At 69.9% G+C, this 25,065-nt stretch carries 17 protein-coding genes and 1 pseudogene; 1 reads left to right on the forward strand and 17 read right to left on the reverse strand.

Annotated elements, in window-relative coordinates:
- Positions 1–477: 477 nt before the first annotated feature.
- The 5 genes from VGZ32_RS06385 to nrdR form a co-directional block, all read right to left on the reverse strand.
- Positions 478–819, reverse strand: a complete 342-nt coding sequence (locus VGZ32_RS06385) for a helix-turn-helix transcriptional regulator (RefSeq protein ID WP_326884908.1) — start codon at positions 817–819, stop codon at positions 478–480.
- Positions 816–1,937: a tyrosine-type recombinase/integrase gene (locus VGZ32_RS06390; RefSeq protein WP_326884909.1), complete on the reverse strand. Its 1,122-nt coding sequence runs from the start codon at positions 1,935–1,937 to the stop codon at positions 816–818. The genes VGZ32_RS06385 and VGZ32_RS06390 overlap by 4 nt, the downstream gene beginning before the upstream one ends.
- A gap of 96 nt (positions 1,938–2,033) precedes the next feature.
- Positions 2,034–2,297 carry a hypothetical protein gene (locus VGZ32_RS06395; protein ID WP_326884910.1) on the reverse strand — a complete coding sequence of 88 codons (264 nt, stop codon included), beginning with the start codon at positions 2,295–2,297 and terminating at the stop codon, positions 2,034–2,036.
- Between the two features lie 281 nt (positions 2,298–2,578).
- The gene (locus VGZ32_RS06400; protein ID WP_326884911.1) at positions 2,579–5,521 is read right to left on the reverse strand and encodes a vitamin B12-dependent ribonucleotide reductase; all 2,943 of its coding nucleotides are present in this window, start codon (positions 5,519–5,521) and stop codon (positions 2,579–2,581) included.
- 103 nt (positions 5,522–5,624) lie between these two features.
- Positions 5,625–6,113, reverse strand: coding sequence for a transcriptional regulator NrdR (gene nrdR / locus VGZ32_RS06405; protein ID WP_326884912.1), 489 nt, complete (start codon positions 6,111–6,113; stop codon positions 5,625–5,627).
- A 546-nt stretch (positions 6,114–6,659) separates the two neighbouring features.
- Here nrdR and lexA point away from each other — a divergent pair.
- Entirely contained in the window at positions 6,660–7,559 is a 900-nt protein-coding gene (gene lexA, locus VGZ32_RS06410; RefSeq protein WP_326884913.1) for a transcriptional repressor LexA, read from the forward strand.
- 1,070 nt (positions 7,560–8,629) lie between these two features.
- On the opposite strand, the gene VGZ32_RS06415 is transcribed toward lexA, so the two are convergent.
- The 12 genes and pseudogenes from VGZ32_RS06415 to rimO form a co-directional block, all read right to left on the reverse strand.
- Positions 8,630–10,801, reverse strand: coding sequence for an ATP-dependent DNA helicase (locus VGZ32_RS06415; RefSeq protein ID WP_326884914.1), 2,172 nt, complete (start codon positions 10,799–10,801; stop codon positions 8,630–8,632).
- A 218-nt stretch (positions 10,802–11,019) separates the two neighbouring features.
- Complete coding sequence (locus VGZ32_RS06420; RefSeq protein WP_326884915.1) at positions 11,020–12,906, reverse strand: IucA/IucC family siderophore biosynthesis protein; 1,887 nt, start codon at positions 12,904–12,906, stop codon at positions 11,020–11,022.
- Positions 12,794–14,287: a lysine N(6)-hydroxylase/L-ornithine N(5)-oxygenase family protein gene (locus VGZ32_RS06425; protein ID WP_326884916.1), complete on the reverse strand. Its 1,494-nt coding sequence runs from the start codon at positions 14,285–14,287 to the stop codon at positions 12,794–12,796. Before VGZ32_RS06425 ends, VGZ32_RS06420 begins: the two co-directional genes overlap by 113 nt.
- A complete protein-coding gene (locus tag VGZ32_RS06430; protein WP_326884917.1) occupies positions 14,284–14,877 on the reverse strand; it encodes a GNAT family N-acetyltransferase in 594 nt (197 codons plus the stop codon). Before VGZ32_RS06430 ends, VGZ32_RS06425 begins: the two co-directional genes overlap by 4 nt.
- Entirely contained in the window at positions 14,874–16,619 is a 1,746-nt protein-coding gene (locus tag VGZ32_RS06435) for an IucA/IucC family protein (RefSeq protein ID WP_326884918.1), read from the reverse strand. The genes VGZ32_RS06430 and VGZ32_RS06435 overlap by 4 nt, the downstream gene beginning before the upstream one ends.
- A gap of 20 nt (positions 16,620–16,639) precedes the next feature.
- The gene (locus tag VGZ32_RS06440; RefSeq protein ID WP_326884919.1) at positions 16,640–18,094 is read right to left on the reverse strand and encodes a pyridoxal phosphate-dependent decarboxylase family protein; all 1,455 of its coding nucleotides are present in this window, start codon (positions 18,092–18,094) and stop codon (positions 16,640–16,642) included.
- Positions 18,091–19,521, reverse strand: a complete 1,431-nt coding sequence (locus tag VGZ32_RS06445) for a diaminobutyrate--2-oxoglutarate transaminase family protein (RefSeq protein ID WP_326884920.1) — start codon at positions 19,519–19,521, stop codon at positions 18,091–18,093. Before VGZ32_RS06445 ends, VGZ32_RS06440 begins: the two co-directional genes overlap by 4 nt.
- Before the next feature lie 307 nt (positions 19,522–19,828).
- Entirely contained in the window at positions 19,829–21,313 is a 1,485-nt protein-coding gene (gene hflX, locus VGZ32_RS06450; RefSeq protein ID WP_326884921.1) for a GTPase HflX, read from the reverse strand.
- Between the two features lie 506 nt (positions 21,314–21,819).
- Positions 21,820–22,095: pseudogene (locus VGZ32_RS28615) on the reverse strand (helix-turn-helix domain-containing protein); the annotation flags it as partial.
- 228 nt (positions 22,096–22,323) lie between these two features.
- Positions 22,324–22,782, reverse strand: a complete 459-nt coding sequence (locus tag VGZ32_RS06460; protein ID WP_414642497.1) for a CinA family protein — start codon at positions 22,780–22,782, stop codon at positions 22,324–22,326.
- Positions 22,783–22,889: 107 nt separating this feature from the next.
- A complete protein-coding gene (gene pgsA / locus VGZ32_RS06465; protein ID WP_326884924.1) occupies positions 22,890–23,513 on the reverse strand; it encodes a CDP-diacylglycerol--glycerol-3-phosphate 3-phosphatidyltransferase in 624 nt (207 codons plus the stop codon).
- 62 nt (positions 23,514–23,575) lie between these two features.
- Positions 23,576–25,051, reverse strand: coding sequence for a 30S ribosomal protein S12 methylthiotransferase RimO (gene rimO, locus VGZ32_RS06470; RefSeq protein WP_326884925.1), 1,476 nt, complete (start codon positions 25,049–25,051; stop codon positions 23,576–23,578).
- Positions 25,052–25,065: the final 14 nt, after the last annotated feature.

The following is a 25,065-nucleotide window of genomic DNA, read 5'->3' on the forward strand; positions in this document are numbered from 1 at the left end:
CACGTGAATTTCCACACCTGATGCACGGTTCGGTCACCAACGGATCGCGTTGGTAACACGTGTAGCAGATGACTCCTTCCGGGCGGCGAGCCGCAATGCGCCCCTCCCTTCCACATCGGGCGCACGTCGTTCGACTCGACCGCGCGTAACAGCGGCTACAGACTCGTCCGCCGGAACCAGCCCTCAACTGCGTGGCCGACCTGCCGCACGTCGCGCAAATCGGCAAGCTGATCTCGTAGCCGCCATCGCTGACCACCTGCACCAACCGTATGTAGCTCGCCGGACAATCAGAAATCGGCCTGCGAAGAGCATTCGGTTCCCCAGCAAGGAACGCGTCCAGTTCGCGCATCGCCTTGCCGCGGTGCGCCTGCGCCTCTGAGAGCAGACGGCGCGCTGAGACCAGATCCAAGCCGGGAACAGATGCCTGGATGCGTGCGGTCATCCGGTCAACAACGACGTCGGCCGGATCAACACTGCTCATAGTCCGGTTGGCCTCCGGATCGTTGCGCGCCGCGGCTGCGGTGCGTCACCGACGGTCTCCCCACTCGCCGCCTTGCCACTGCCGTCTTTCCGTACCTGCGCGTTGATGACCTCGATCTCGATCAGATCGCTCGGCGTGCAGCTGAGAATGTCACACAACGCAGCAAGCACATCCATCGACAGACGCTGCGGTGGCTGTGTCACCAGGCGAAAGACCTGCTCACGGGATAGCGAGATGCCACGCTCTGCCAGCAACGGCACAAGATCCGTCGTCTGGAACATCCCCTTGTCGGCCATAAGGCCTCGCAGATGCCACTGATAGCCCATCTTTTTGATCATCCGACGACTCCCCAAAGCTCGCCATAGCGCTCCTTCAGCGATCGTGCCAAGAGCCGGTTCCGGTAGTCGTCAGACACCCCGGTATAGATCGCGGTCGTGCTGGCATAGGCGTGGCCGACTTGCTCCTGGACGAAGCGCTCGGTGTAGTCGAACTCGACCAAGTGCGTGACGTACGAGTGCCGAAGACAGTGCAGGTCTAGCTCATCCGCCAGCCCTGCCGCACCGCGAGCTAACGCAAATGCGTCATCGATCGAGCGCGGTGATAAGCGTCCCGCTCTCTCAGTCACCCACAGCGCAGGGTGCTTGCCAGCACGGAACGCGGGACGCACCTCGTCGAGCCATTGCTCAAGTACCGGGATGATCCAGTCCATCTCCGGCACCGTCAACACGGTGCGCCGTTTCGGCGGGCTGCCTTTGGTGGCCTTCCCCCAACGCACGAACAGTGCTCCGATTCGGCCGAACTGCCGTGCTTTCGGGTTGTGCCGCAGGTCGGCAAGGTCTAGCCCCGACGCCTCGCTCCGCCGCAGACCAAAGGCGTAGATCGTCTTGAGCACGGTCGCGTCGCGCAGGGCCGCCAACGCGCCTTTGCGCCGACGTGCGCGGATTTCTTCCACCCGGGAGTCGGCCGCATCGAAAAGTGCCTGGACCTCGTCATAAGTCAACGGCCGCCGGCGCGGATCGCCCTCATACTCGTTGACGTGGGTGATCGAGTTCCACTCATGCAGGATTTGGACCGGAATCTGACCAAACCGGTCGTGACACTGTTGTGGCCATTCGTACCGCGTGTCGGTGACGTACTCCATGAACATCCGCAGCGTGTTCTGATATCCGCGTGCCGTCGACATCATGATCGGGCGAGCACCGGACCGAAGATCACCAAAAAACGCTTCGATCTCAGTCGGCTGCCACTGCCAGGGGTACTGGTTCGAGAAGCCAGCTAGCCGACGCACGAGACGCAAGCGAGAGTCAACCGTCGTGTCCTTGAGGAACCGGGTCCGCTGCTGGAGGGCCCAACCCTCGAGCATTGCTTCAAACACTGCGGGCGCAGGATCCAGGTACCGGACATTCTCGGCGAGCACGAAGCGCGCTGCGCCAGCAAGAGCGACAGGCCGAGTCATGTGTTGCATTAAACGCAACAATGATGCTTTGAGTCAAGAAGGTCGCTGCTTCGGGCTAGCAGCCCGAAGCAGCGATCGCCTCATGCCGTGCCGCTCCTAGCCGTGCAGCGGAGTCTGCTCGAGAGCGCTGGCCGCGACTTCGCGCTCGATCCGCGTCGCGTTCGAGTCGCGCAGAACCTTCGCCGCAGCAGCCGCCGCCCGGGCGCTCGTCTGGTCGAGGTTCGGACCGTGGGTGCGCCGGACCTGGTCGAGAGCGCTGGCCGCAACCGTGCGGTCGTCCATGGTCGCGTTGCTGCTACGCAGCAGCCGCGCCGCATCCGAGGCGACCTTCGCGCTCGTCTGGCTGAAGTTCATGACCATCGAATAAACATCCTTATCTATAGTGCCGATTTGCACTGCGACCCAGGATGTGGTGTCCTAACAGCCCACTACAGCGTGCAGGACATCACGTCTGAATCGCACCGAACGCTCGGCCCCCTGGGTCGGGCGTTCGTGTTTCGGCCGCAGGTTTGCGGACCGGAACACTCTCTGACCAGCTACCTCAGGCATGAGCGCACCTGAGGGCTGCTGATCGCCGCATCAAGATCTACAGTTCACTCAACTACGCCGAGTGGTTGCATCTGATGCAATAAATCCCAATTTTAGCTGCAGCCGCTGGTGGAGCCGCAGCCCTCACAGGCATAGCAGCTTCCGGCGGGGCGCATCTTGGTGCCGCAGTTAAGGCACAGCGGGGCGTCGGCGGCGTGGCCCAACTTGGCCTCCACCACCTCCATCGAGGAGCGGGCCGAGCCCACCGGGGTCGCAGCGCCGACGGCGACATCGCTCGCCGCCTTGGCCTTCGGGGCGCGCTCCTCTATCGGCGCGGACTGGGCGATCTCGGTGAGATCTGCGTCCTCGTCGGGCAGGTAAGAGCCGGTCTCGACCTGGCGCTGGCGCTCAGTCGCGGAGTAGATGCCGTAGTCCGCTCGCACGTCAAACGGCAGGTGGTCGAGCGCCAGGCGGCGGAAGATGTAGTCGAGGATCGACTGCGCCATCCGCACGTCCGGGTCGTCGGTCAGGCCCGCCGGCTCGAAGCGCATGTTCGTGAACTTCGACACATACGTCTCCAGCGGCACTCCGTACTGCAGACCGACTGAGATGGCGATCGAGAAGGCGTCCATCATGCCGGCCAGGGTCGAGCCCTGCTTCGACATCTTCAGGAAGAGCTCGCCGAGGCCGTCGTCCGGGTAGGAGTTCGCGATCATGTAGCCCTCGGCACCGCCCACCGCGAACGACGTCGTACGCCCGGGCCGGTTCTTCGGGAGCCGCTTGCGCACCGGGCGGAGTTCCTCGACCGCGGTGGACGCCGGGGCCGGGGTCGCAGGCGAGGTCGCCGCTGCCGCCGCTGCCGCGGCCTCGCGCTTGGCGCCCTTCGCGTCCTGCAGCGGCTGGCCCACCTTGCAGTTGTTGCGGTAGATCGCCAGCGCCTTGAGACCCAGCTTCCAGCCCTGGAAGTGGATCTCCTCGATGTCCTCGACGGTGGCCGACTCGGGCATGTTGACCGTCTTGCTGATCGCGCCGGACAGGTGCGGCTGGATCGCGGCCATCATCTTCACATGGCCCATCGGCGCGATCGAGCGCTCGCCCATCGCGCAGTCGAAGACGTCGTAGTGCTCGCGCTTGAGGCTGGGGGCGTCCACCACGTGGCCGTGCTCGGCGACGTACTCGACGATCGCCTCGATCTGCTCCTGGTGGTACCCCAGACGGCGCAGCGCGCGCGGGACCGTGTTGTTCACGATCTGCATCGAGCCGCCGCCGACCAGCTTCTTGAACTTGACCAGCGCCAGGTCCGGCTCGACGCCCGTGGTGTCCACGTCCATCATGAAGCCGATGGTTCCGGTCGGAGCCAACAGGCTGGCCTGGGCGTTGCGCCAGCCGTTCGCCTCGCCGGTCTCGATGCCCTTGCGCCAGGCGCGCTTCGCGGCGTCGAGGATGTCGGCGTCGAACTTCTCCAGCGTGCGGACCGCATCCGTGGCCGCGGCGTGCTTGCGCATGACGGCGGTGTGCGGCTTCGCGTTGTGGGCGTATCCGTCGTACGGGCCGACGACTCCGGCCAGTTCGGCGGACCGCTTGTACGCGGCGCCGGTCATCAGCGCGGTGACCGCGGCGGCGATCGCCCGGCCGCCGTCCGAGTCGTACGCGTGGCCGGTCGCCATCAGCAGCGCGCCGAGGTTGGCGTAGCCGATGCCGAGTTGCCGATAGGCGCGGGTGGTCTTCGTGATCGGCTCTGTCGGGAAGTCGGCGAAGCAGATCGAGATGTCCATCGCGGTGATGACCATCTCGACCACCTTGGCGAAGGTCGCCGTGTCGAAGGTGTCGTCGTCCCGGAGGAACTTCATCAGGTTCAGCGACGCCAGGTTGCAGGACGAGTTGTCCAGCGACATGTACTCCGAGCACGGGTTCGAGGCGCTGATCCGGCCGGTGTTCGGGTTCGTGTGCCAGGCGTTGATCGTGTCGTCGTATTGGATGCCCGGGTCGGCGCATTCCCAGGCCGCTTGCGCCATCTGGTGGAAAAGGTCCTTGGCGTCGACGGTCTCGATGACCCGGTGCTCGGGGTCGCGGGAGACGAGGTCGAAGGTGCCGCCCTCCTCAACGGCCCGCATGAAGGCTTCGTTGACCCGGACCGAGTTGTTCGCGTTCTGGTACTGGACCGAGGTGATGTCGGCGCCGCCGAGGTCCATGTCGAACCCCGCGTCGCGCAGCACCCGGATCTTGTCCTCCTCGCGGGCCTTGGTCCAGATGAACTCCTGCACGTCCGGGTGATCGACGTCGAGGACTACCATCTTGGCCGCGCGCCGGGTCGCCCCGCCGGACTTGATGGTGCCTGCCGAGGCGTCCGCGCCGCGCATGAAGGACACCGGCCCCGAGGCGTTACCTCCGGAGGAGAGCAGTTCTTTGGACGAGCGGATCCGGGAGAGGTTCAGGCCGGCTCCGGAGCCGCCCTTGAAGATCAGACCTTCCTCCCGGTACCAGTTCAGGATCGAGTCCATGGTGTCGTCGACGGAGAGGATGAAGCAGGCCGAGACCTGCTGCGGGCTCTGCGTGCCAACGTTGAACCAGACCGGCGAGTTGAACGCGAAGACCTGGTGGACGAGGGCATGGGTGAGCTCGTGCTCGAAAATCTCGGCGTCCTGCGGGGTGGCGAAGTAATCGTGTTCTTCACCGGCCGCGCGGTAGGTCTTCACGACGCGGTCGACGACCTGCTTGAGCGACCATTCGCGCCGATCGGTGCCGAGCGCGCCGCGGAAGTACTTCGTGGTGACGATGTTGGCCGCGTTCACCGACCAGAAGGCGGGGAACTCCACGCCCTTCTGCTCGAAGTTGATCGAGCCGTCCCGCCAGTTCGTCATGACGACGTCCCGGCGCTCCCACTCGACCTCGTCATAGGGATGGACGCCGGGCTTGGTGTAGATCCGCTCGACGCGAAGCCCGCGACGCTCGCCCTGACCGGCTTTTCCGCCCTGACGCGCGGAGTCCGGTTGCGCGGGCAACCCGCCGCCTTGCTTGGCCGCTTTGCGCGACGGCCCGCTGATGGTTTCCGTCATGAGGAGCGTTCCTTCCCATCCCTCGTCCTTACGAATCAACGTCTTCAACCCTCGATCGGCTTCCCCACCGCCGAGGGCCGCCCCACTGGGGCTCGGCTCAAGCTCAAGTTGTGACGGCGGGCTGCTGTGCCCGCGCGGCGCGCGCGGCGCGCGCGGCCCGCAACGCCGCGATCTCGCCCTCGAAGTCCTCGAGCGAGTCGAACGCCCGGTAGACCGATGCGAAGCGCAGGTAGGCCACCACGTCCAGATCCCGCAGGGGGCCGAGTATCTCCAGCCCGACCTCGTGGCTGGGCAACTCGGCCACGCCCTTGGCGCGGATCGCCTCCTCCACGCGCTGGGCCAGTTGCGCGATCTGGTCCTCGGTGACAGGCCGTCCCTGACAAGCCTTGCGCACGCCACCGACAACTTTCTCGCGGCTGAACGGTTCGGTGACCCCGGATCGCTTGACGACCAGTAGGGCGGCGGTCTCAACCGTGGTGAACCGTCGGTTGCACTGGGGGCAGGAGCGGCGGCGGCGGATCGCGGTGCCGTCTTCGGTGGTCCGCGAGTCGATCACCTTGCTGTCGGTGTGGCGGCAGAACGGACAGTGCACGGCTGACCGGCCTCCCTCGGCGACGGACGGTGACGAACCTGTGGACACACGCTGTGCATAACCCCGTGACCTGCCGGGCGTTGATACCACAAGTTGTGGAGTACTTCAGGCCCAGCGAGTACTAGATGTAGGGGTACGGTAGTCCCGGCGAGCGGCCGTCCGCAAGCCGCACAGGGCCGAACGGGGAAGGATGTCCAAGCCCTGATCGGCTACGCTCCGCGATCGCTCCAGGTGGGCCGAATCACCTTTGCGGCGCAGGCGCAAGGGTGTTCGCCGCAAATTCCTTCGACCGGATGAATTCCCTGTGGAAAACGGGATGTTGCACCTTGCCTGGCAGCAGGATGGACCTAGCAGGGATAAACCGCGCCGCGAAGGGCTCGCGGACAGCGACACCGGGGCGATCGCCGGAGGGGAAGTGAACTCACATGTTCGACCGAGTCGTTCGAACATGTGTTGCGCATTTGTCGTCCGATTCGGCTACCGTGGATTAGGGGATCACCCGGGGTCCGTCTCCAGCGAAAAGGAACAGGGAAGGGAACCACGATCATGGCCGGACGGAGCAGTGGAGCCGCGTCGAGGCGTCGCGTCGGCTCGCGCGGCGAGGGGGTGGACGCGGGCGGGGACGGCAAGCCCGGCACCGTCGTGCGCCAGCGCCGGAGGGGACCGGGGCGGTTGGGGCCGACCACCGCGGAGCTCTCCGACGTCACCCGAGTACCGCTGTCGCTGCGGCTGACCGATCGCCAGTGCCGGGTGCTGGAGGTGATTCAGGACTCGATCGACCGGCGCGGCTACCCGCCGTCGATGCGTGAGATCGGGGAGGCGGTGGGCCTCCAGTCGACCTCGTCCGTGCGGCACCAGTTGGTGGTGCTGGAGAACAAGGGTTTCATCCGGCGGGACCCGAATCGGCCGCGAGCGTACATCGTGCGCGGCCCGAGCGACCCGACCCAGGCATGGCGGGCGCGGATGGCCCAGTCCCAGACCGCAGTGGCCGAGCAGGCGGCGGTGCGGGAGGGCGGGGACACGGACGCGCAGGTCCTGCAGTTGCCGGGAATGGTCGGCGCGACCGAGTACGTGCCTCTGGTCGGCCGGATCGCGGCGGGCGGTCCGATCCTGGCCCAGGAGGAGATCGAAGAACTGATCCCGATGCCGCGCGACCTGGTGGGTGACGGCACCCTGTTCGCGCTGACGGTGGTCGGGGACTCGATGGTGGATGCGGCGATCTGCGACGGGGACACGGTGGTGGTGCGTCAGCAGCCGACCGCCGAGTCCGGCGAGATCGTGGCGGCGATGATCGACGGCGAGGCGACGGTCAAGCAGCTCAAGCTCCAGACCACGCCGACCGGCCGGCACGTCTGGCTGATGCCGCGCAATCCCGCCTACGACCCGATCCCCGGAGACGAGGCTTCGATCCTCGGCCGGGTTGTGGCGGTGATGCGTCGCCTGTAGGCGAGGCGGGCCGGGGGCGGTGCGCGGCGAAGGCCGGGCACCGCACGGCGACGCCAAGTAGGCGTTGCGGGGCGAGGCGCGGAGTTGGGCACCGCACCACGAAGCCGGGTAAGCCGAGGGCGCCCGCTGAAGCCGAGCACTGCACGGCGAACGCCGAGGGTGGGCTGGCCGGAGGGTGAGGCAAAGCCGAGCCCTCACGCGGCGCACCCGCCGGCAGCGCGGGGGTGGGTGGCTGAACTGAGGGTGAGGCGCAGCCGAACCCGCGCGGCGCACCCGGCGACAGCGTGGGGTAGCGCCAGGGATGGGCTCAACGGAGGTGAGGCGCAGCCGCGCCCTCACACGCGCACCCGCTGGCAGCGCGGGGCAATGCCGGGCGACAGGCGGCGAACTCGCAAGCGTGCGGCCCCGAGCGCCATGCGGTAGCGCGCAGGCATGTGAAGCTGAGCGTTGCGCGGTACGTGCACAGCGTAGGAGGCGACCGCTGCGCCACAGCCCGCAGAGGCGTGAAACCGAGCTGCGCGGTCAGGGCATGGGCGAGTCGAGCCTCGGCAGGGCGAGGCTGCGAGGCTGCGAGGCTGCGAGGCTGCGAGGCTGCGAGGCTGCGAGGCTGCGAGGCTGCGAGGCTGCGAGGCTGCGAGGCTGCGAGGCTGCGAGGCGAGTGTCAGCCGCCGGGTTGTGTGCGCACAACCCGGCGGCTGCGCAGAGAAGCTTTGGGGGCACCGAGTTCGGCGTGCGCGCACGCCGGGAAACCACGGCGCGCCCGGCTAGGTTTCGACGGCATGCCGGTCGGATTTCGGCAGCAGGGGCGCTGACGGCGTGTCAGAAGTACGCGGGGTCTCGTCGGGACGTGCCCGCGTTCATGAAGTCTTGCCGGGCAGTGCCCGACAGCGGCTCGTCAGGAATGCTCGATCGGTCGGCTTGTCAGGAATGTCTAGCGGCTGACTCATCAGGAATGTCTGGCGGTCGGCTTGCCAGGATGTCCGGCGGTCGGCTCGTCGGGAATGCCCGACAGCCCGCTCGTTAGGAGTGTCCGGGAGCTGGCTCGTCGGGAATGCTCGACGGCCGACTCGTCAGGAGTGCTCGGCGTCGAGGCGGCGGAGGGCGGCGCGGACGAGCTTGGGGTCGTCGGTCGGCCAGAACGGGGGCAACGAGGCGCGGAGGAATCCCGCGTAGCGCGCGGTGGCTAGGCGGGAGTCGAGGATCGCTACCGCTCCGCGGTCGCCTGCGGCACGGACCAGGCGGCCCGCGCCCTGGGCGAGGAGCAGGGCGGCATGCGTGGCGGCGACGGCCATGAAGCCGTTTCCACCGTTGCGGGCCACCGCTTCCTGGCGGGCTGCTGCGAGTGGGTCGTCCGGACGCGGGAAGGGGATCCGGTCGATCACGACGAGCTGGCACGACGGGCCTGGAACGTTGACCCCTTGCCAGAGGGAGAGCGTGCCGAACAGACACGTACGCGGGCTCTCGCCGAACCGCGAGATCAGCTGGGGCAGCGAATCTTCTCCCTGGCACAGCACGTTGAAGTCGAGCCGCTTCGGGATCGCTTCGGCGGCCGACTGTGCGGCGCGCAGCGAGGAGAACAGGCCCAAGGTCCGTCCGCCGGCTGCGTCGATCAACTCGGCGAGTTCGTCGAGTTGATCGGGGCGGATTCCGTCGCGGCCGGGCGGATCCAGATGCCGCGCAATATAGAGGATGCCCTGCTTTCGGTAGTCGAAGGGCGACCCGACGTCGAGCGCGTGCCAGCGGATCGGGTGATCGGCTGATTCCGCCTCCGCCCCCGCCGTCTCCGCCGCCGAATCCCGCTCCGATTCCGTCTCTTCCGCGTTGGCGACTTCGTCGGAGTCTGGGTTTCCGTCTGGCGTGTCGACGGGTTTTGCATCGGGCTCTGTGCCGCGTTCGGTGTCCTGGATGTCTTGCTCTGTTTTGGCCGGCTGCGCCGCCGCTTCGGGCATTCGGTCGGCGCGCTCCTCCGGGTAAAGGCCGACCGAGCGTGCGACGCCGTCGAAGTCTCCGCCGAGCTTCAGCGTCGCCGACGTCAGGACCACATGACTCCGGGCAAACAACCGGTGGCGCAGCTGCTGGGCGACTGAGAGCGGGGCGATGCGCAGCGAGCTGAACCGGTCGCCGCGGTCAAGCCAGATCACATCGTCGGACGCGCAGAGCAGCATTCGATCGGAGAGCTCGAAGACTTGCTCGATCGCGGCCTGGGCCTGCCGCCGTGCTCCCTCCTCCCCCGCTCCTTTATCCCGATCGCGGTCCCGATTCCTGGCCAGGGCGCTGATTGCCTGGCGGGCCGCGTCGCGCACTTGAGTAAGGGCGTCCACGATTTCTTCGGGCAGATATTGGGCGTAGCGGCGCGCGTCTGCGCTCTCGACGACCTCGCGGAACAGCTCGCTGGCCTGCTCGAGCACGAGCTGGGTCTTTTCGTCGACGTGCTTGCGAATGCGTCTGGCCGCGCGGTCGACGGTGCCCGACGGCAGCTCCCCGGAGTTGGCCCCGGTGGCGCGCGAGACTAGCTCGTGTGCCTCGTCGATGACCACCGCGTCGTGTTCGGGCAGAACTTGAATTTCACTGTCGAAGGTGTCGATTGCCAGCAACGCGTGGTTGGTGACAATGACGTCGGCCTCGCGGGCGTGTTCGCGTGCGGCCTCCGCGAAGCACTCGGTACCGAAGGGACACTTGGCGGCGGTCAGGCATTCGCGGGCGCTGACGGAGACGGCGTTCCACACTCGGTCATTGACGCCCGGTACAAGATCGTCCCGGTCGCCGGTGTCCGTCTCGTCGGCCCACTCGCGCACCCGCAGCACCTGTCGGCCGAGTTCGGTGACAGCCGAGGCGTCGAAGAGGGTTTCTTCGCTCTCGTCGCCACCACCGCCGTCGATCTTGTAGCGGCACACGTAGTTGCTGCGGCCTTTGAGCAGTGCGAACTCCGGTTCGCGGCCGAGTGCTGGGGCCAGAGCACTGGCGATCAGCGGAAGGTCGTGGGCGACGAGCTGCCGCTGGAGAGCGAGCGTCGCGGTGGCGATGACGACGCGCCGGTTCTGACGCTCAAGGCAGTGGGCGATCGCTGGGACGAGGTAGGCGAGCGATTTGCCGGTCCCGGTGCCGGCTTGGACAAGCAGCGGATCCCCGTCCGCGAGCGCCTTGCGGACTGCCTTGGCCATCTCGACTTGCCCTGACCGTGGCTCGCCGCCGACTGCGCCGACCGCGGTGGTGAGGAGGGATTCGAGATCGGCTTTGCCCATGGAGCAATAGGGTACGGGGCCGGGCCGACAAGCAAGGTCGAGTTAGGGATGGAGGGTGAGACGGAGGGTGTGAGGGGCGGACGTGGAGGCGGCGGGAGGAGGGTGCGGGATTGGGACGGAGGGAATAGTGGGGACGGGAGGAGGGAGGAGGGAGGAGGGAGGAGGGAGGAGGGGCGGGAGGCAAGGAAGGCGGGGCGGGAAGGCGGGGCGCAGATGGGTCAAGCGGGCGGGGCGAGGGGGTTGGGGACGTCGCCGAAGGCTTCGACGTGAGGGCGGGTGGGTCGGTCGCGATAGCCGTCCAGAAGCAGGCGGTTGCGGTTGAGGCAGAGGCGGTCGATGCGCCGGGTGCCGAGGTCGAACAGCTCGTAACGGTCCGCGCGGTCGGGGAACTGGTCCTGGTAGGTCTTGATGGCTTGGCGCACCATCGCCCAGAACTCCGTCTCCTGGACGTCCAGGTGACGCTCGCAGATCTTGGCGAGGTAGCGGAAGTGGCCGATGAACAGGCCGGCGTGCAGGAATTGGCAGAGGTAGTCCGGCTTCTCGCGCAGCAGTACCGCGGCGACTTGGTCCGGTAGGTCGGTGAGTTCAGGCAGGTCCGCTTCGACGAGGTTGACGTCGTCCACGAAGTCTTTGACCGCGAGGCGCGCCGGGATGTCCCGCTCGTCGTAGATGACGACCGCGTTTTCGCCGTGCGGGGAGAACGCCGTGCCGTACGCGTAAAGGAAGTGCAGGAGGGGCGGCAGGATGGCGGTGAACAGTCGGTCCAACCACCGGTGCGGCTCGAGGCCGGAACGGGCGACTAGTTCGGCGAGCAGCGGTTTGCCGTCTGCGCCGAATGAGAGGAGGGCTGCAAGGGTGCGTGCCCGTTCTCCCGGTTGCAGTGCTGCTGGCAGTGGCTCGCGCCAGATCGCGCCGAGCAGCTCGCGGTACTGATACGGGATGCCCTCCATGCGGTCCAGCACGGGGTGGCCGACGGTCACGGACGCGACCTCGCCGAGGAGCGCGACCCTGCAGACATCGGAGAGGTAGGGGTCGGTGTGCGCGACACCTTGGAGCCATGCCGTGACGGCCGGGGCGGCGGCGGTGCGCTCAGTCGGGAGGCCGCGCCAGACCATGGTGTTGAGGACGGTCAGCGGGAGTTTCACGTGGCGCCGCTGCGGCGCTGAGATGTTGCTGAACGTGCGGATCGACTGCTGCGGCAGGTAGGAGTCGTCGCCCTCGCCGAGGTACACCATCCGCGCCGCCGCGATCTGCGGGCCGAACAGCGGCTGGATCGTCTCGTCCCACTGCCACGGGTGGACCGGCAACCACCAGTACCGGGCCGGATTGCAGTTGTGCCGGATCAGCTCCGCCCCGAAGCGGACGCGCGCGGCCGGGGACAGCTCCTCGGTGTAGAGCCTGCGCGCGCCGAGCCCGCCGACCGCCTGATAGCACGCCAGATCGTCGCGCACCGCGATCCAGGGGAGCCGCACCGGCTGCCGCGCCTCAGGGGCGTACCGCAGGGCGTCCTGCGCGGAGAAACCGACCCGGCCCTTGTTGAACGCGATCCACGGATGGCCGGTCTGGTGCCCCTCGAGTTCCGCGTAGCCGAGATCGGCCAGTTCGGCGGCGGTGAGCGTCGCGGTGGACAGGATCTCGGCATCCGCGGCGAGCGTGGCCGCCATTTCCCGCACCAGGTGACCGGCCGTGTCGCCGGGCAGCCCGAGGGTCGAGGCCGCGTCCGCGATGAACGCGAGGGGGTCGGCGGCCGGATGTCCGGCCCGGCGGACCGAGCCGGGATCGACGAACCAGGACGCGTATGCGCCGCGCTCGGCACGGAAGCGGTACTCGACGCCGTCGAGGGCGAGCCGGTGCCAGCCGTCCTGGTCGGGCTCGGGGGCGAGGAGGTCTTCGTAGGCGAACTCGCCGATGGTCTTGGCCAGCAGCGCGCGCCCGGCCTGCCGCCAGCGCAGCTCCGGATCGTTGGGCGGCGCCGAACGGGTGCCGCTGGAGTCAGTGCGCGCGGCCGGGAGCTGCGCGGCATAGGGCGTCTGGGTCTGCGTCTGTGTCTGCGTAATCGGGTGCGGGGCGGGGACCGCCGAGGTGTCCGTGCTGCCGGATGTCATGGCCGAATTCCTCCGTGGTCAGAGCGATGCCGGGGTCGGCGGCCGCGGCGACGGCTGGGGCGAACGCGGTGTGCGCGGTACGGCTGGGCAGCGGGTAGACCGACCGGCCGATCACGGCGCGCAGGATCGTCGCCGCCCGGTAGGCGCCGAGGCCCAGGTCGGGCACGCCCACGCCGTGGGTGTGGAGCTCGGCGTTCTGGACGAACAGCCGGGCGCGTGTCCCGTTCAGACGGACGCGGTGGTCTCGGTCTACGACCCACCGCCCGGCCGCGTCGTGCTTGGCGAGCGGGTCGAGAGCGGCGAGGAAGTCCGGACGGCGTGGCGCGTAGCCAGTAGCCAGGATCAGGCGCTCGGTGTGGACGGTGAATCGCTCGGCGGTATGGCGGTGCTGGAAGGTGAGGGTGAGCGAGTCCGCGGTGCGGTGGCCCGTGACCGCTTCAGCGCCGGGCATGAGCGTGACGCCGGTCGAGGTGATGCCGTCCGGGAACGCGCGGGTGTCGAGTTCCGCGCGGATCTCGGCCAGGGTTTCGGCGGAGACGGCTTTATAGAGCCGGCTCTGAGCGGCAACGAGGTCGTCGCGCGCGGGCTCGGCGAGGCGGTGGAAGTGGTCGGTGTAGTCCGGGGTGAAGTGTTCGAGCCCGAGCTTCGAGTACTCCATCGGCTCGAACGCCGCCGACCTGGTGATCCAGCGCAGTCGCCGGCCCGGGCGGTGCCACGAGCGCAGGAGGTCGAGGACGACTTCCGCACCGGACTGGCCGGAGCCGAGGACTGTCACGTCGTCGGCGGACCGAATGTATTCGAGGCGGTCGAGGTAGTGGGCGCTGTGGATCGCGCCGAGATTGGCGAGGGGGCAGGGAATGAACGGCTCAGTGCCGATGGCGAGGACGAGGTTGGGGGTGAGGAGTGTGCGGGTGGGGGTGTGCGAGCCAGGGTTCAAGGAGGAGACGGCGAATCCGTCGCGGGCGTCGGGCAGGCGGACGGGGTGCACGGCCGTCACGCGGGAAGCAAAGCGGCAGCTCGGCAGGCTCACGGCTACCGACCGGCAATAGGCCTCGTACTCCCGGCGCGGGACGTGCCACTGCTCGGAGAAGTAGAACCCGAACAGCCGCCCGGTGTCGCGCAGCCAGGCCAGATAGCTGTGGCGGCTGGTGGGGTCGACGAGGCTGACCAGATCGGCGAGGAAGGGCACCTGAAGCGTCGCGCCCTCGACCATCATGCCGGGGTGCCAGGAGAACTCGGTCTTGTCGTCGAGGAACGCGGCGCGTAGCCCGCTCACTGGTTCGGCGAGGGCAGCGAGGGCGAGGTTGAACGGGCCGACGCCGATTCCGGCCAGGTCCACGAGCTCCGGCTCGGGCACTGTGCCCGTCTTGTCGTTGGTCACGGCTCCCCCGCATCGGACGGGCGGCGCGGCCTCGGGACGGCGGAGCGGATCACCAACACCGCTCGCTTCTCCGGCAGGTCGACGATCCCGGAGGGTTCGAACCCTGCTGCTCGGAACGCGCGCACCGAGGCGGTGTTGCGGGCATCGGGTTCGGCGACGACGCGGCACGGACCGGCCGACCGGGTTTGGATGGCGTCGCAGACCACGCGCAGGAGCAGCGTGCCGAGTCCGATGCCGCGGCAGTCGGGCTCGCCGATCAGGAAGTGGACGCCGACGTCGTCGCGCAGCGCCGGGTAGTACTCGGCCAGCCGGTCCTCCGCGGCGCGATAGACCTCCCAGTAGCCGATCGAGCGACCGGCGAGACGCGCCACGTACGGTTCGGTGTGCGCTGCCGCGCGTTGCCCGGCCACATGCTCGGCGACGCGCTCGATCGAGCCGTCCAGCTCCCAGTACCGCGCCACGGTCGGGTCGTTCATCCACCGGTGGATGTCCGGCAGATCGCGCTCGGGCTTGACCGGGCTGAGGGTGAGCCGCCCGGCCTGCGTCGGCAGATCCCACCAGCGCGGGGCTGCCGGGGTTCCGACGCTCATGGGGTGTTTCCGGCGGCGCGGGCGGCGAACGGATTGCGGATATCGACGTACACGGACTGCGTGGCCAGGTCCCCGACCAGCTCGTCCAGTCCCTGCGCGCGGGTGCGCAGATTCGCCTTGCACCGCAGGGTCTGCGCGTTCAGCAGCAGGTCCACCGGCGGGTGTCCGCGCAGCGGCGCGAGCAGGTCTGCGGCCAGGCCCAGCAGCCGCCGCTCGTCGGCGAGCCCGGCGCAGCCGAAGGCGCCGATGACACCCATCAGATTATTGATCCCGACGTAGTAGAGCAGCCGCTCGGAGACGACGTCGTCCGGCACGACCGTCTCGCTGGCCCGGCCGAGCCCTGGGATGCCGCTGAGCGCCTCGAGCTCGGCGATCCGGGATTCACGATAGTAGAAGCCCTGGTTGTCGCGGTACCAGCCGGTGCCCGGGTAGCCGCGACCGTCGAACTGGATCAGCGTGTTCTGCTGGTGTGCCTCGAGGGTCACCCCGTACTCGGCGTCGAGCCAGAGCAGCGGCGTGATCAGGACGCTGACGTACCGGGCGAACCACTCGTCCGCCACCGCCGCCGCCGGCCGGCCCTCAGCCGCCGCGAGCGCGTGCACGTGGGCGGATAGCTCGTGCGGGTGCCCATCCCCTGCTGCCGCGCCGCGTCCGAGATCGGTCAGCGCCGCGACGCAGTACACGAAGTCCGACTTCCGGAAGGGTGCGTGGCGGAACGAGACGTCGAGTCCCGGCACACCGTCCGCGGCCAGGTACGCGGCGTCGGTCAGCACCCGGAAGCCGGGGTGTGCGGTGAGCAGCCGGGTGCCGAGTTCGCCGGACAGCAGGCGGTGCGCCTCGATCCCGCGCAGCAGCTCCTTGCGCAGGTTCTCCCGGCGGGAGTTGGTGATGTTCAGGGCCAGCGAGAGTTTGAGCAAAACCGGCGCGTCCGGACGGTACACGGTGCGCAGGGACGACGTCGGGTACCAGGTGGCGCCGGCTGGGCCGAGGCGGGCTAGGCGACCCGCCGTGATCAGCTCGCGCACCGCCGGGCGCCGCATGAGCTCCGCGGCCTGCCACGGGTGAGCTGGGATCAATGCCCTGCCGTCCGGGATCAGGCTGCTGAGGAACGCGGCGAGGTCGGGGGCGGTCGGGCCGAGTTCGCTGTCGTGCGCGGCGAGGTCCGGGTCGACGGCGAACCAGTGCAGCGGGAAGGCGCCGCGCAGTTCCGGTGAGTACCGGGCGGAGGCGTCCAGGTCGAGGCCGTCCCGGCTCTTGGGGGTCGGGTGGTGCGGATGCCCGGCCAGCAGCCCCTGCTCGGCGATGAGGAAGGGCGTCGCACCAGCCTCGGGTTCGGGCCGGGCGGCGCGGTCGGCCAGGTGCGCTCCGATGCGGTCCGCGGACTCGATGGCGCGCCGCACCAGGTCCTCCAGCGCCTCGCCCTGGGCCCCGGCGCCCTCCCCTGCGAGTCTCGCCAAGCCGCCGGGACTGAGCGGGCCGATCGGCGTGCTGGGCGCCCCGAGGCGGTGCAGGCCCGTCGGCGACCAGTACTCGACCGGCACGGCCAGCGTGGCGCCGCCGACGTCGAGCCGCAGCGTGCCGCCGGGCGGGGCGGCCACCGCGTTCTCCCGGATCCAGCAGCGCAGCAGCGCCTCGAGGGCGAGTCGGTCCGCTCCCACCTGGCCCGCGGGCGGGACCGAGGCCCCGGCGGGGGCGAGCACCGAGGTCGGCAGGGGAGGCGGCGGGGCCGCGGCGGAAGTCACGGGGGCGTTCCTTAAGGCGGTCAGGAGGGCAGGTCTTCGGCGGCTCCGGCGGCTGCCACCAGGTCGAGCAGCCGGTCGAGGTCTTCGGGTGTGGTCTGCGGGTTGAGCAGGGTGAGCTTCAGCCGCAGCGAGCCGGGTCCGTTCGGTTTGCCGTCCGGTCCGGGCAGTTCGGTGCGCCCGATCACCGCCGAGCCCTCGGCCAGCAGCCTGCGCCGCAGCGCCGCGTTGACCCGGTCCGGGTCGCCGTAGCGGGGTAGGTAGCGGAACAGCACGGTGGTCAGGGCCGGTTCGACGGCGAGTTCGAACTCGGAGCGGGCGCGGACCGCGGCGGCTGTGTGGGCGGTCAGCGCGAAGCAGTGCTCGATCAGGGCGGCCAGACCGGCGCGGCCGAGGGCCTGGCAGGTGGCGACGATCTTGACCGCGTCGGCGCGGCGGGTGGTGCGCACCGAGCGGTCGAGCAGGTTGGGGTATCCGGCCCGCTCGTCGTCGAGGGCGGACAGGTACGCCACGCGGCGGGCCAGCGGGCCGAACGCGGCGCGGTCGCGGGCCAGCAGCACCCCTGCGGGGATCGACTGCCAGCCGAACTTGTGCAGGTCGATGCTGACCGAGTCGGCCTCTTCGATCCCGTCGAGCATCGGGCGGCGCCGGTCGGAAAACAGCAGGCCACCGCCGTACGCGGCGTCCACGTGGAACCAGGCGCCGCGCCGGTGGGCGATCCGGGCGCACTCGGCGAGCGGGTCGATCGCGCCGGCGTCGGTGGTCCCGGCGGTGCCGACGACGGCGGCGATCAGGTGGTTGTCCGCCTCGAGACGGGCCGCTGTCTCCTCGAGGGCCTGCGGGTCCATCCGGTGGTCCGGGCCGATGGGCACGGGCACGACGGCGCGCTCGCCGATGCCGAGCAGCGCGGCCGCGCGGGCGAGCGAGAAGTGCGCGACGGCGGAGGTGAGGATCTTGATCCGGCCGGCCGCGTAGCTGGGGATGCCCTCCTCAGCCGGGTCGGTGTCGTAGGCCCGGTGGATCGCCTCGTACCGGGCGAACATCAGGGCCATGAGGTTGGATTCGGTGCCGCCGGTGGTCACCGTGCCGCCGGGGTGCGAGGCCGTCGCGCCGAAGCACAGCCCGGCCAGCGCCGCGACGAGCTCCTCCTCGATGACGCTCGGCGCGGCGGACTGGTCCCAGGAGTCCATCGACGGGTTCAGCTCGCCGATCAGGGCGTCCAGGGCGGCGGAGGCCGCCAGGACCGGGCCATGCAGGTGCGCGGCGGTGTGCGGGTGGCGCGGCTGGACGGTCTCGGCGCGGACGAGGGCGGCGAGGGCGTCGAGCGCGGCCGGACCTGCGCCGTGCTCGGGCAGCACGGCGCCGAGGGCAGCGCGTACGCGTTCTGCGACCGCTGCGGGGCCGCCGGGCGGCAAAGGTCGCTCCGGCGTCGGGAAGGACGCCGGAAGAGGCGCAGGGGCGTCGGTCGGGTCCGTCATGGGCGTGGGTCCCTGCTCAGTTGCGCGAGCGCGTCCGTGAGGATCCCGATCACCCGGTCTGCCTCGGCGTCGGTGATGGTCAGCGGGGGCAGCAGGCGCAGGACGGCGCCGTGGTGGCCGCCGAGTTCGACCAGCAGGCCGCGCTCGAACGCGGCGGCGCGAAGGCGGCGGGCGAGGCCGGGGGCGGCGGGGCGGGCGCCAAGCGGGTCCGGAGCTGCGTCGGGATAGACCACCTCGAGGCCGAGCATGAGGCCGCGCCCGCGTACGTCGCCGACGACCGGATACTGCCGCGCAGCCTCGCGCAGAGCCCGCTCGAGCCGCTCGCCGACCTTGCGGGCGCGGGCGGCCAGGTCGTGCTCACGGACATATTTGATCGTGGTGGTCCCGGCGGCCATGGCGAGCTGGTGGCCGCGGAAGGTGCCCGCGTGGGCGCCCTCGGTCCACCGGTCGAGGCTGGAGCGGTAGACGATCACGGCCAAAGGCAGGCCGCCGCCGATCGCCTTCGACAGGACCATGACGTCCGGAGCGATCCCGGCGTGGTCCACTCCCCACAGCTCACCGGTGCGCCCCAGGCCGGTCTGGACCTCGTCGGCGATCAGGGGGATGCGGTGCGCGCGGGTGATCTCCCGGACGGCGCGCAGCCAGTCGTCCGGAGCCGGGATCACGCCGCCCTCTCCCTGGACCGGTTCGACGAGCAGCGCGGCGGGCGGTGTCAGGCCCGATCCAGGGTCCGCGAGGAGGCGGCGCAACCGCTCGGTGGCGATGCGCACTCCGCCCTCGCCGCCGACGCCATAGGGGCACCGGTAATCCTGCGGGAAGGGCAGACGCGTGACTCCGGCGTCCGATACGCGGGCGGCGATACGAACCGATGTGTCGCCTGAGGCGGCGAGCGTGGCGGCCGTCATCCCGTGGTAGGCGCCGGTGAACGCGATAAGGCCGGTCTCGCCGGTGGCCGTGCGGGCGAGTTTGAGCGCGGCCTCGACGGCGTCCGCGCCCGACGGACCGCAGAACTGGATTCGGGCGTCGGCCGCCAGCTCCCGCGGCAGGACACCGAGCAGGGTCTCGGTGAACTCGTCTTTGATCGGCGTCGCGAGATCGAGCACGTGCAGGGGCGCGCCGGAGTCCAGCACACGGCGGATCGCGCCGATCGCGACGGGATGGTTGTGGCCGAGGGCGAGCGTGCCCGCCCCCGCCAGGCAGTCGAGGTAGACGCGCCCGTCCGCGCCGTAGACCGTCATGCCTTCGGCACGCACCGGGACGATTGGGAGATGCCGCGCGTACGTCCTGGCGGCGGACTCGCGCTTCGCCTGCCGGGCCAGGATCGCGGTCTTGCCCGACTCGTCCGGCTCTTCGGGGCCGACAGGGGCCTGATGGCGGCTCGCGATCGAGCCGCCGCCCCGGTGAGCCTCGAAGAGCACCTTTCGCATGTCTGTCCCTCACTGACGGTCTCGCAATGAAGATCGCTAGGAAGCAAGCCTCACGCGGCCACGGGCAGTACGTCAACCCCATGTCACCGTCAAGAGTGAGTTGTCGGCTGAACACACCGGCCGCCAGTATCAGGGTATTGTATTAGCGTGAAAGTGGGAGGGGTGGGAGGGGTGGGAGGGGTGGGAGGGGTGGGAGGAGAATGGACAGGCGGAGCAGAGGTCCGGGCGGGCAGAGGCGCGTAGTTGGTCGGCTGAGCAGAGGCGAAAGGGCGCGTCCGAGATCTCGGACGCGCCCTTCGACGTGTCGTTACGCGGCGGCGAACTCCCCGAGCGCGGCGGCGAGAACCGGGTCGACCCGGGCCACGATCCTGGTCCCCGACTCCAGATGCGTCTCGCTCAGCATCTCGCCGGACGAGTGCACCCGGGCGATCAGGTCGCCCCGGCCGTACGGCACCAGGGCGTCGACCTCGACCGCGGGGCGCGGCAGGTCCTCCTCGACCGCGGCGAGCAGTTTGTCGATCCCCTCGCCGGTGCGCGCCGAGACCACCACGCAGTGCGGCTCGCGGCGGGTCAGCCGGGCGATCGTCTCCGCGTCGGCCGCGTCCGCCTTGTTGAGCACCACGATCTCGGGCACCTTGTGGGCGCCGATCTCCTGGAGCACCTCGCGCACGGCCGCGATCTGCCCCTCGGGGTCCTCGTGCGAGGCGTCCACGACGTGCAGGATCAGATCGGCCTGCGCCACCTCCTCCAGGGTCGAGCGGAACGCGTCGACCAGCTGGTGGGGCAGGTGCCGGACGAATCCGACGGTGTCGGCGATGGTGAAGCCGCGGCCGCTGGAGGTCTGCGCCCGGCGCACGGTCGGGTCGAGGGTGGCGAACAGGGCGTCCTCCACCAGCACTCCGGCTCCGGTGATCCGGTTGAGCAGCGACGACTTGCCGCCGTTGGTGTACCCGGCGAGTGCCACGGCCGGGACCGCGCCGCGGCGCCGCTCCTGCCGCATCGTCTCCCGGGCCTTGCCCATGTCGGCGAGCTCCCGCCGCATCCTGGCCATCTTCTCCCGGATGCGCCGGCGGTCCAGCTCGATCTTCGTCTCACCGGGACCGCGGGTGGCGATGCCGCCGCCGCCCCCTGTCCCCGAACCACCCGTGCCGCCGCCGCCCATCTGGCGGGACAGCGACTGGCCCCAGCCGCGCAGCCTGGGCAGCATGTACTGCATCTGCGCGAGGGCGACCTGCGCCTTACCCTCCCGGGACTTGGCGTGCTGGGCGAAGATGTCCAGAATCAGGGCCGTGCGGTCGACGACCTTGACCTTGACCACGTCCTCCAGGTGGATCAGCTGCGCCGGGGTGAGCTCGCCGTCGCAGATGACGGTGTCGGCGCCGCTGGAGACCACGATGTCGCGCAGCTCACGGGCCTTGCCCGAGCCGATGTAGGTCGCCGGGTCGGGCCGGTCGCGCCGCTGGATGACCCCGTCGAGCACTTGTGAGCCCGCGGTTTCGGCCAGCGCGGCCAGCTCGCGCAGCGAGGCCTCGGCGTCCGCCGCGGTCCCGCTGTGCCACACGCCGACCAGGACGACCCGCTCGAGCCGCAGCCTGCGGTACTCGACCTCGGTGACGTCTTCGAGTTCGGTGGAAAGGCCCGCGACCCGACGCAGCGATTGGCGGTCGGCCAGGTCGAGTTGATCGCCGTCGTAGACGGCGGAAAGGTCTTCGGCTCCGTAGCGGGGATCGACGCGGTAACGCTCCTCCTCGTCAGTGCCGTGACCGGTTACGAGGCGGTGCGATTCCTTCATGTCTTCCCTTCAGAGGTGCCAGCCGCCCGCACGGAGAGTGGGGGCGGCGCTACCTCTCGATGGTCGCACGCCCTCAAGCAGGCGGACGAACCGTTTATCTTCCCCGTGTTCTTCAGCTCCTGTTTTCGCTCAAGTGCGTACCCGACCAGTTCTCAGCGCAGCGCGAAGTCGCCCATGTTGACCAGCGGAAACGCGCGGACCCTGTCCGGGTCGCCGTTCATGCCGATGGCGGTCAGCGGCGTGCCGCCGACCGGGCCGAGCGCTCCGAGCGGGGTTACTACGGGTCCCTCGACCCGACGTGGCCCCTCGAGCACTGTCTGCGTGATCATCGCGGCCGGTACGACCGGGACCTGGCCGGTGACCCCGGCGGAGGCGGCCACCGGCGGAACGCGGCGCGTGACCGGACGGGGCGCCGGGCGTGCGCCGGGGCGTCCAGCGGTCCGCGCGACCGGCTTGGCCAGCGCGGCGGCCTTGGAGACCGCGGCGGAACCGACCCGCGCGCCGGGCACGGGGGCGCCGACGCGCTCGGCCTCGAGCGCGGCCGCCAGCTCCGCGGCCTCAAGGTCGATCGAGACTTCGCGCAGCAGGTCGGACAGACGGATGCTCAAGGCGTCGCAGATGGCGGCAAGCAGCTCGGAGGACGGCTCCTTCTGGCCCCTCTCGATCTCGGAGAGGTAGCCGGGCGAGATCCGCGCTTCGGCCGCGAGCTGGCGCAGCGTGCGCCCCTCGTCCTGCCGCTTGCGCCGCAGCACGTCACCGAGCAGGCGACGGATAAGGATCATGTCGTCGCTCCCTCCCTGAGTTAGGTCTCTTCGCCACCGTACCCGCTTTCGGCAGCTGGCGCTGCCGGCTTCACCGGGGGTGGTGAAACCCGACTACGCAGTACAACCGTAGGCAACCGCCGCGCGTCCTGCGGCTATTCCCGAGCTCTGGGCCGGGGGTACTTACTCCAAGACGTGCCACGCGCACAGGTGGTTCATGCGGAGCCGAGGGAAACTTTTGTAGAGCCGTTAACTACCGGTCCACATCTCGAGACGTCCTACAGCCATATTCAACGCCGCCGCGGTAGAGGAACGCTGAATTCGCGCTCGCGAACCGGTGAACCACCACCGACGCGAGCTTGTTCCGTCAGGGGTCGCGACGGCCGTGTAGACGGTGCCGACCGGCCGGCCGTCCTGCGGCTCGGGGCCGGCGACACCGGTGGTCGCGACGCCCACGTCGGCGCCGCAGAGGCGCCGTACGCCCTCGGCCATCTGCCGGGCCACCTCAGGATGGACCGCCCCGTGTTCGGCCAGGAGGGTGGCGTCCACGCCGAGGATCGAGGCCTTCAGGTCGGTGGCGTAGGCGGTGACCGAGCCGCGGAACACGGAGGACGCCCCGGGGACGGAGGTGAGGGCCGCGGCCAGCTGGCCGCCGGTGAGGGACTCGGCGACCGCGACGGTCAGGCGGCCGTAGCGGGCCCGGCGCATCAGCTCGGCGGCGAGTTCGGCCGGATCGCGGTCGTCGAGAGCATCCTCAGTGCCTGGCGCTTCATCCCGCTCATGGGCGTCGGAGAAGTCGGGGCCGTCCGTTGTCATCAGGCGCCTTCGGTCGGGGCGCCGGTCGTCGACCCGGCCCCTGTTCGCGCCGAGCGGCGCAGCTGAATCGCCTTCACGACGTAGTCGGCGCCGGTCACTACCGTGACCACCAGCGCCGCCCCCATGATCACGGTGCTGATCCAGCCGAGCCAGGCCAGACCGGGCACGGCGGCGAGCGGAAGCACCGAGATGGAGATGGCCACCGCCTGCAGGAGGGTCTTGAGCTTGCCGCCGCGGCTGGCCGCGATCACGCCGTATTTGATCACCCAGAACCGCAGGAGAGTGATACCCAGCTCGCGCACCAGGATGACGATGGTCACCCACCACCACAGCCGGCCGAGCACGCTCAGCGCGACCAGCGCCGCCCCCATCAGGGCCTTGTCCGCGATCGGGTCGGCGATCTTGCCGAAGTCGGTGACCAGGCCGCGCTTGCGGGCCAGCTCGCCGTCGAGCCGGTCGGTGAAGGAGGCGATCATGAAGACGCCGGCCGCGGCGAGCCGCCAGCTGGTGTCGTGCCCCGCGTCGTGCAGGAGCAGCACCGTGAACACCGGCACCAGAAGCAGCCGGATGACGGTAAGGATGTTCGCGATGTTCCAAAGGCCAACGGCTGGGGCCTCGGGCACCGGCGCCCCCTCAGACGCGGCCGTGGGCACATGCGTCGGCGGAGTCGACGCGGGACCGGCCGTCACGCGGGCGCCGCGATCAGGTCGACTCCGTCGCTGTCCACCACGACGGCCCGCACGAGCGCGCCGACCCTGAGGGACCGGGCGCCGTCGCCGACGAGCCGGATCGAGCCGTCGGTCTCCGGCCCCTGATGCGGCGCACGCCCTTCGACGAGGCCCTCGGTCCCGTCGATCTGCTCGACCAGCACATCCACCGTCTCGCCGACGCGGTCGGCGGCGCGCTGCGCGGTGAGCTCCTCGGCCAGGTCGGTGAGCAGGGCGACCCGCTCGTCGATGACGTCCTGGTCGAGCTTCCCGTCGAAGCCGGCCGCTTCGGTCCCGTCCTCGTCGGAGTAGCCGAAGACCCCGATCGCGTCGAGGCGGGCCTCGGTGAGGAAGCGCTCGAGTTCCTTGACGTCGTCCTCGGTCTCGCCGGGGAAGCCGACGATGAAGTTCGAGCGCGCCCCGGCCGCCGGGACCCGCTCCCGGATCGCGGCGAGCAGCCCGAGGAACCGGTCGGTGTCGCCGAAGCGGCGCATGCGGCGCAGCAGGTCCGGCGCGGAGTGCTGGAAGGACAGGTCGAAGTAGGGGACGACCTTGGGGGTGTCCACCAGCGCGTCGATCAGGCTCGGCCGCAGCTCGGCGGGCTGGAGGTAGGAGACGCGGATCCAGTCGAGGGCGTCGATCGCGGCGAGCTCCGGCAGCAGCGTCTCCAGGAGCCGCAAGTCGCCCAGATCCTTGCCGTAAGACGTGGAGTTCTCGCTGACCAGCACGATCTCCCGGACGCCCTGATCGGCCAGCCACCGGGCCTCGGCGAGGATGTCGGTGGGGCGGCGGGAGAGGAACGCGCCGCGGAAGGACGGAATCGCGCAGAAGGCACACCGGCGGTCGCAGCCGGAAGCCAGCTTCAGCGGCGCGGACGGGCCGCCGGCGAGGCGGCGGCGCGGCACGCGGGGTCCGGAGGCGGGGGCGACGCCCGCGGGCAGGTCGGCGACCGGTGCGGGAATGGGCGCGGTCTCGTGTCCGGGAACGGCCACGGCCGCCGCGGAGCGCTCGACCGGAGTGAGCGGCAGCAGTCTGCGGCGGTCGGCCGGGGTGTGCGCCGGGACGTGGCCGCCGCCGAGGATGGTGCGCAGCCGGTCGCCGATCTCCCGGTAGTCGTCGAAGCCGAGCACCGCGTCGGCCTCCGGCAGTTCGTCGGCGAGCTGGACTCCGTAGCGCTCCGCCAGGCACCCGACCGCGACGACCGCTTTCGTGACGCCGTTGCCCTTCAGGTCGGCGGCGGCCAGCAGGGTGTCGATCGAGTCCTTCTTGGCGCTGTCCACGAACCCGCAGGTGTTGACCACGGCGACGGCGGCCTGAGCGGCGTCTTCGACCAGCTCCCAGCCGTCGGCGGCCAAGCGCCCCGCCAGCTCCTCGGAGTCGACGTCATTGCGCGCGCACCCGAGGGTGACTAAGGCGACGGTGCGCGCGTCAGGCGCGGGCGGGCTGCTGGACATGTCTCCAAGGGTAT

Origin of the sequence: Actinocrinis sp., assembly GCF_035938995.1 — a bacterium.
In the GTDB taxonomy this organism is placed as follows: domain Bacteria; phylum Actinomycetota; class Actinomycetes; order Streptomycetales; family Catenulisporaceae; genus DASZGI01.

What these genes read in the sequence shown, in the direction of transcription:
- VGZ32_RS06385 (WP_326884908.1), bottom strand. Translation starts at nt 819, where the DNA reads ATGATCAAAAAGATGGGCTATCAGTGGCATCTGCGAGGCCTTATGGCC.
- hflX (WP_326884921.1), bottom strand. Translation starts at nt 21,313, where the DNA reads ATGAAGGAATCGCACCGCCTCGTAACCGGTCACGGCACTGACGAGGAG.
- VGZ32_RS06400 (WP_326884911.1), bottom strand. Translation starts at nt 5,521, where the DNA reads ATGACGGAAACCATCAGCGGGCCGTCGCGCAAAGCGGCCAAGCAAGGC.
- VGZ32_RS06420 (WP_326884915.1), bottom strand. Translation starts at nt 12,906, where the DNA reads ATGACATCCGGCAGCACGGACACCTCGGCGGTCCCCGCCCCGCACCCG.
- lexA (WP_326884913.1), top strand. Translation starts at nt 6,660, where the DNA reads ATGGCCGGACGGAGCAGTGGAGCCGCGTCGAGGCGTCGCGTCGGCTCG.
- VGZ32_RS06430 (WP_326884917.1), bottom strand. Translation starts at nt 14,877, where the DNA reads ATGAGCGTCGGAACCCCGGCAGCCCCGCGCTGGTGGGATCTGCCGACG.
- VGZ32_RS06415 (WP_326884914.1), bottom strand. Translation starts at nt 10,801, where the DNA reads ATGGGCAAAGCCGATCTCGAATCCCTCCTCACCACCGCGGTCGGCGCA.
- VGZ32_RS06440 (WP_326884919.1), bottom strand. Translation starts at nt 18,094, where the DNA reads ATGACGGACCCGACCGACGCCCCTGCGCCTCTTCCGGCGTCCTTCCCG.
- rimO (WP_326884925.1), bottom strand. Translation starts at nt 25,051, where the DNA reads ATGTCCAGCAGCCCGCCCGCGCCTGACGCGCGCACCGTCGCCTTAGTC.
- VGZ32_RS06390 (WP_326884909.1), bottom strand. Translation starts at nt 1,937, where the DNA reads ATGACTCGGCCTGTCGCTCTTGCTGGCGCAGCGCGCTTCGTGCTCGCC.
- VGZ32_RS06460 (WP_414642497.1), bottom strand. Translation starts at nt 22,782, where the DNA reads ATGCGCCGGGCCCGCTACGGCCGCCTGACCGTCGCGGTCGCCGAGTCC.
- VGZ32_RS06395 (WP_326884910.1), bottom strand. Translation starts at nt 2,297, where the DNA reads ATGGTCATGAACTTCAGCCAGACGAGCGCGAAGGTCGCCTCGGATGCG.
- VGZ32_RS06445 (WP_326884920.1), bottom strand. Translation starts at nt 19,521, where the DNA reads ATGCGAAAGGTGCTCTTCGAGGCTCACCGGGGCGGCGGCTCGATCGCG.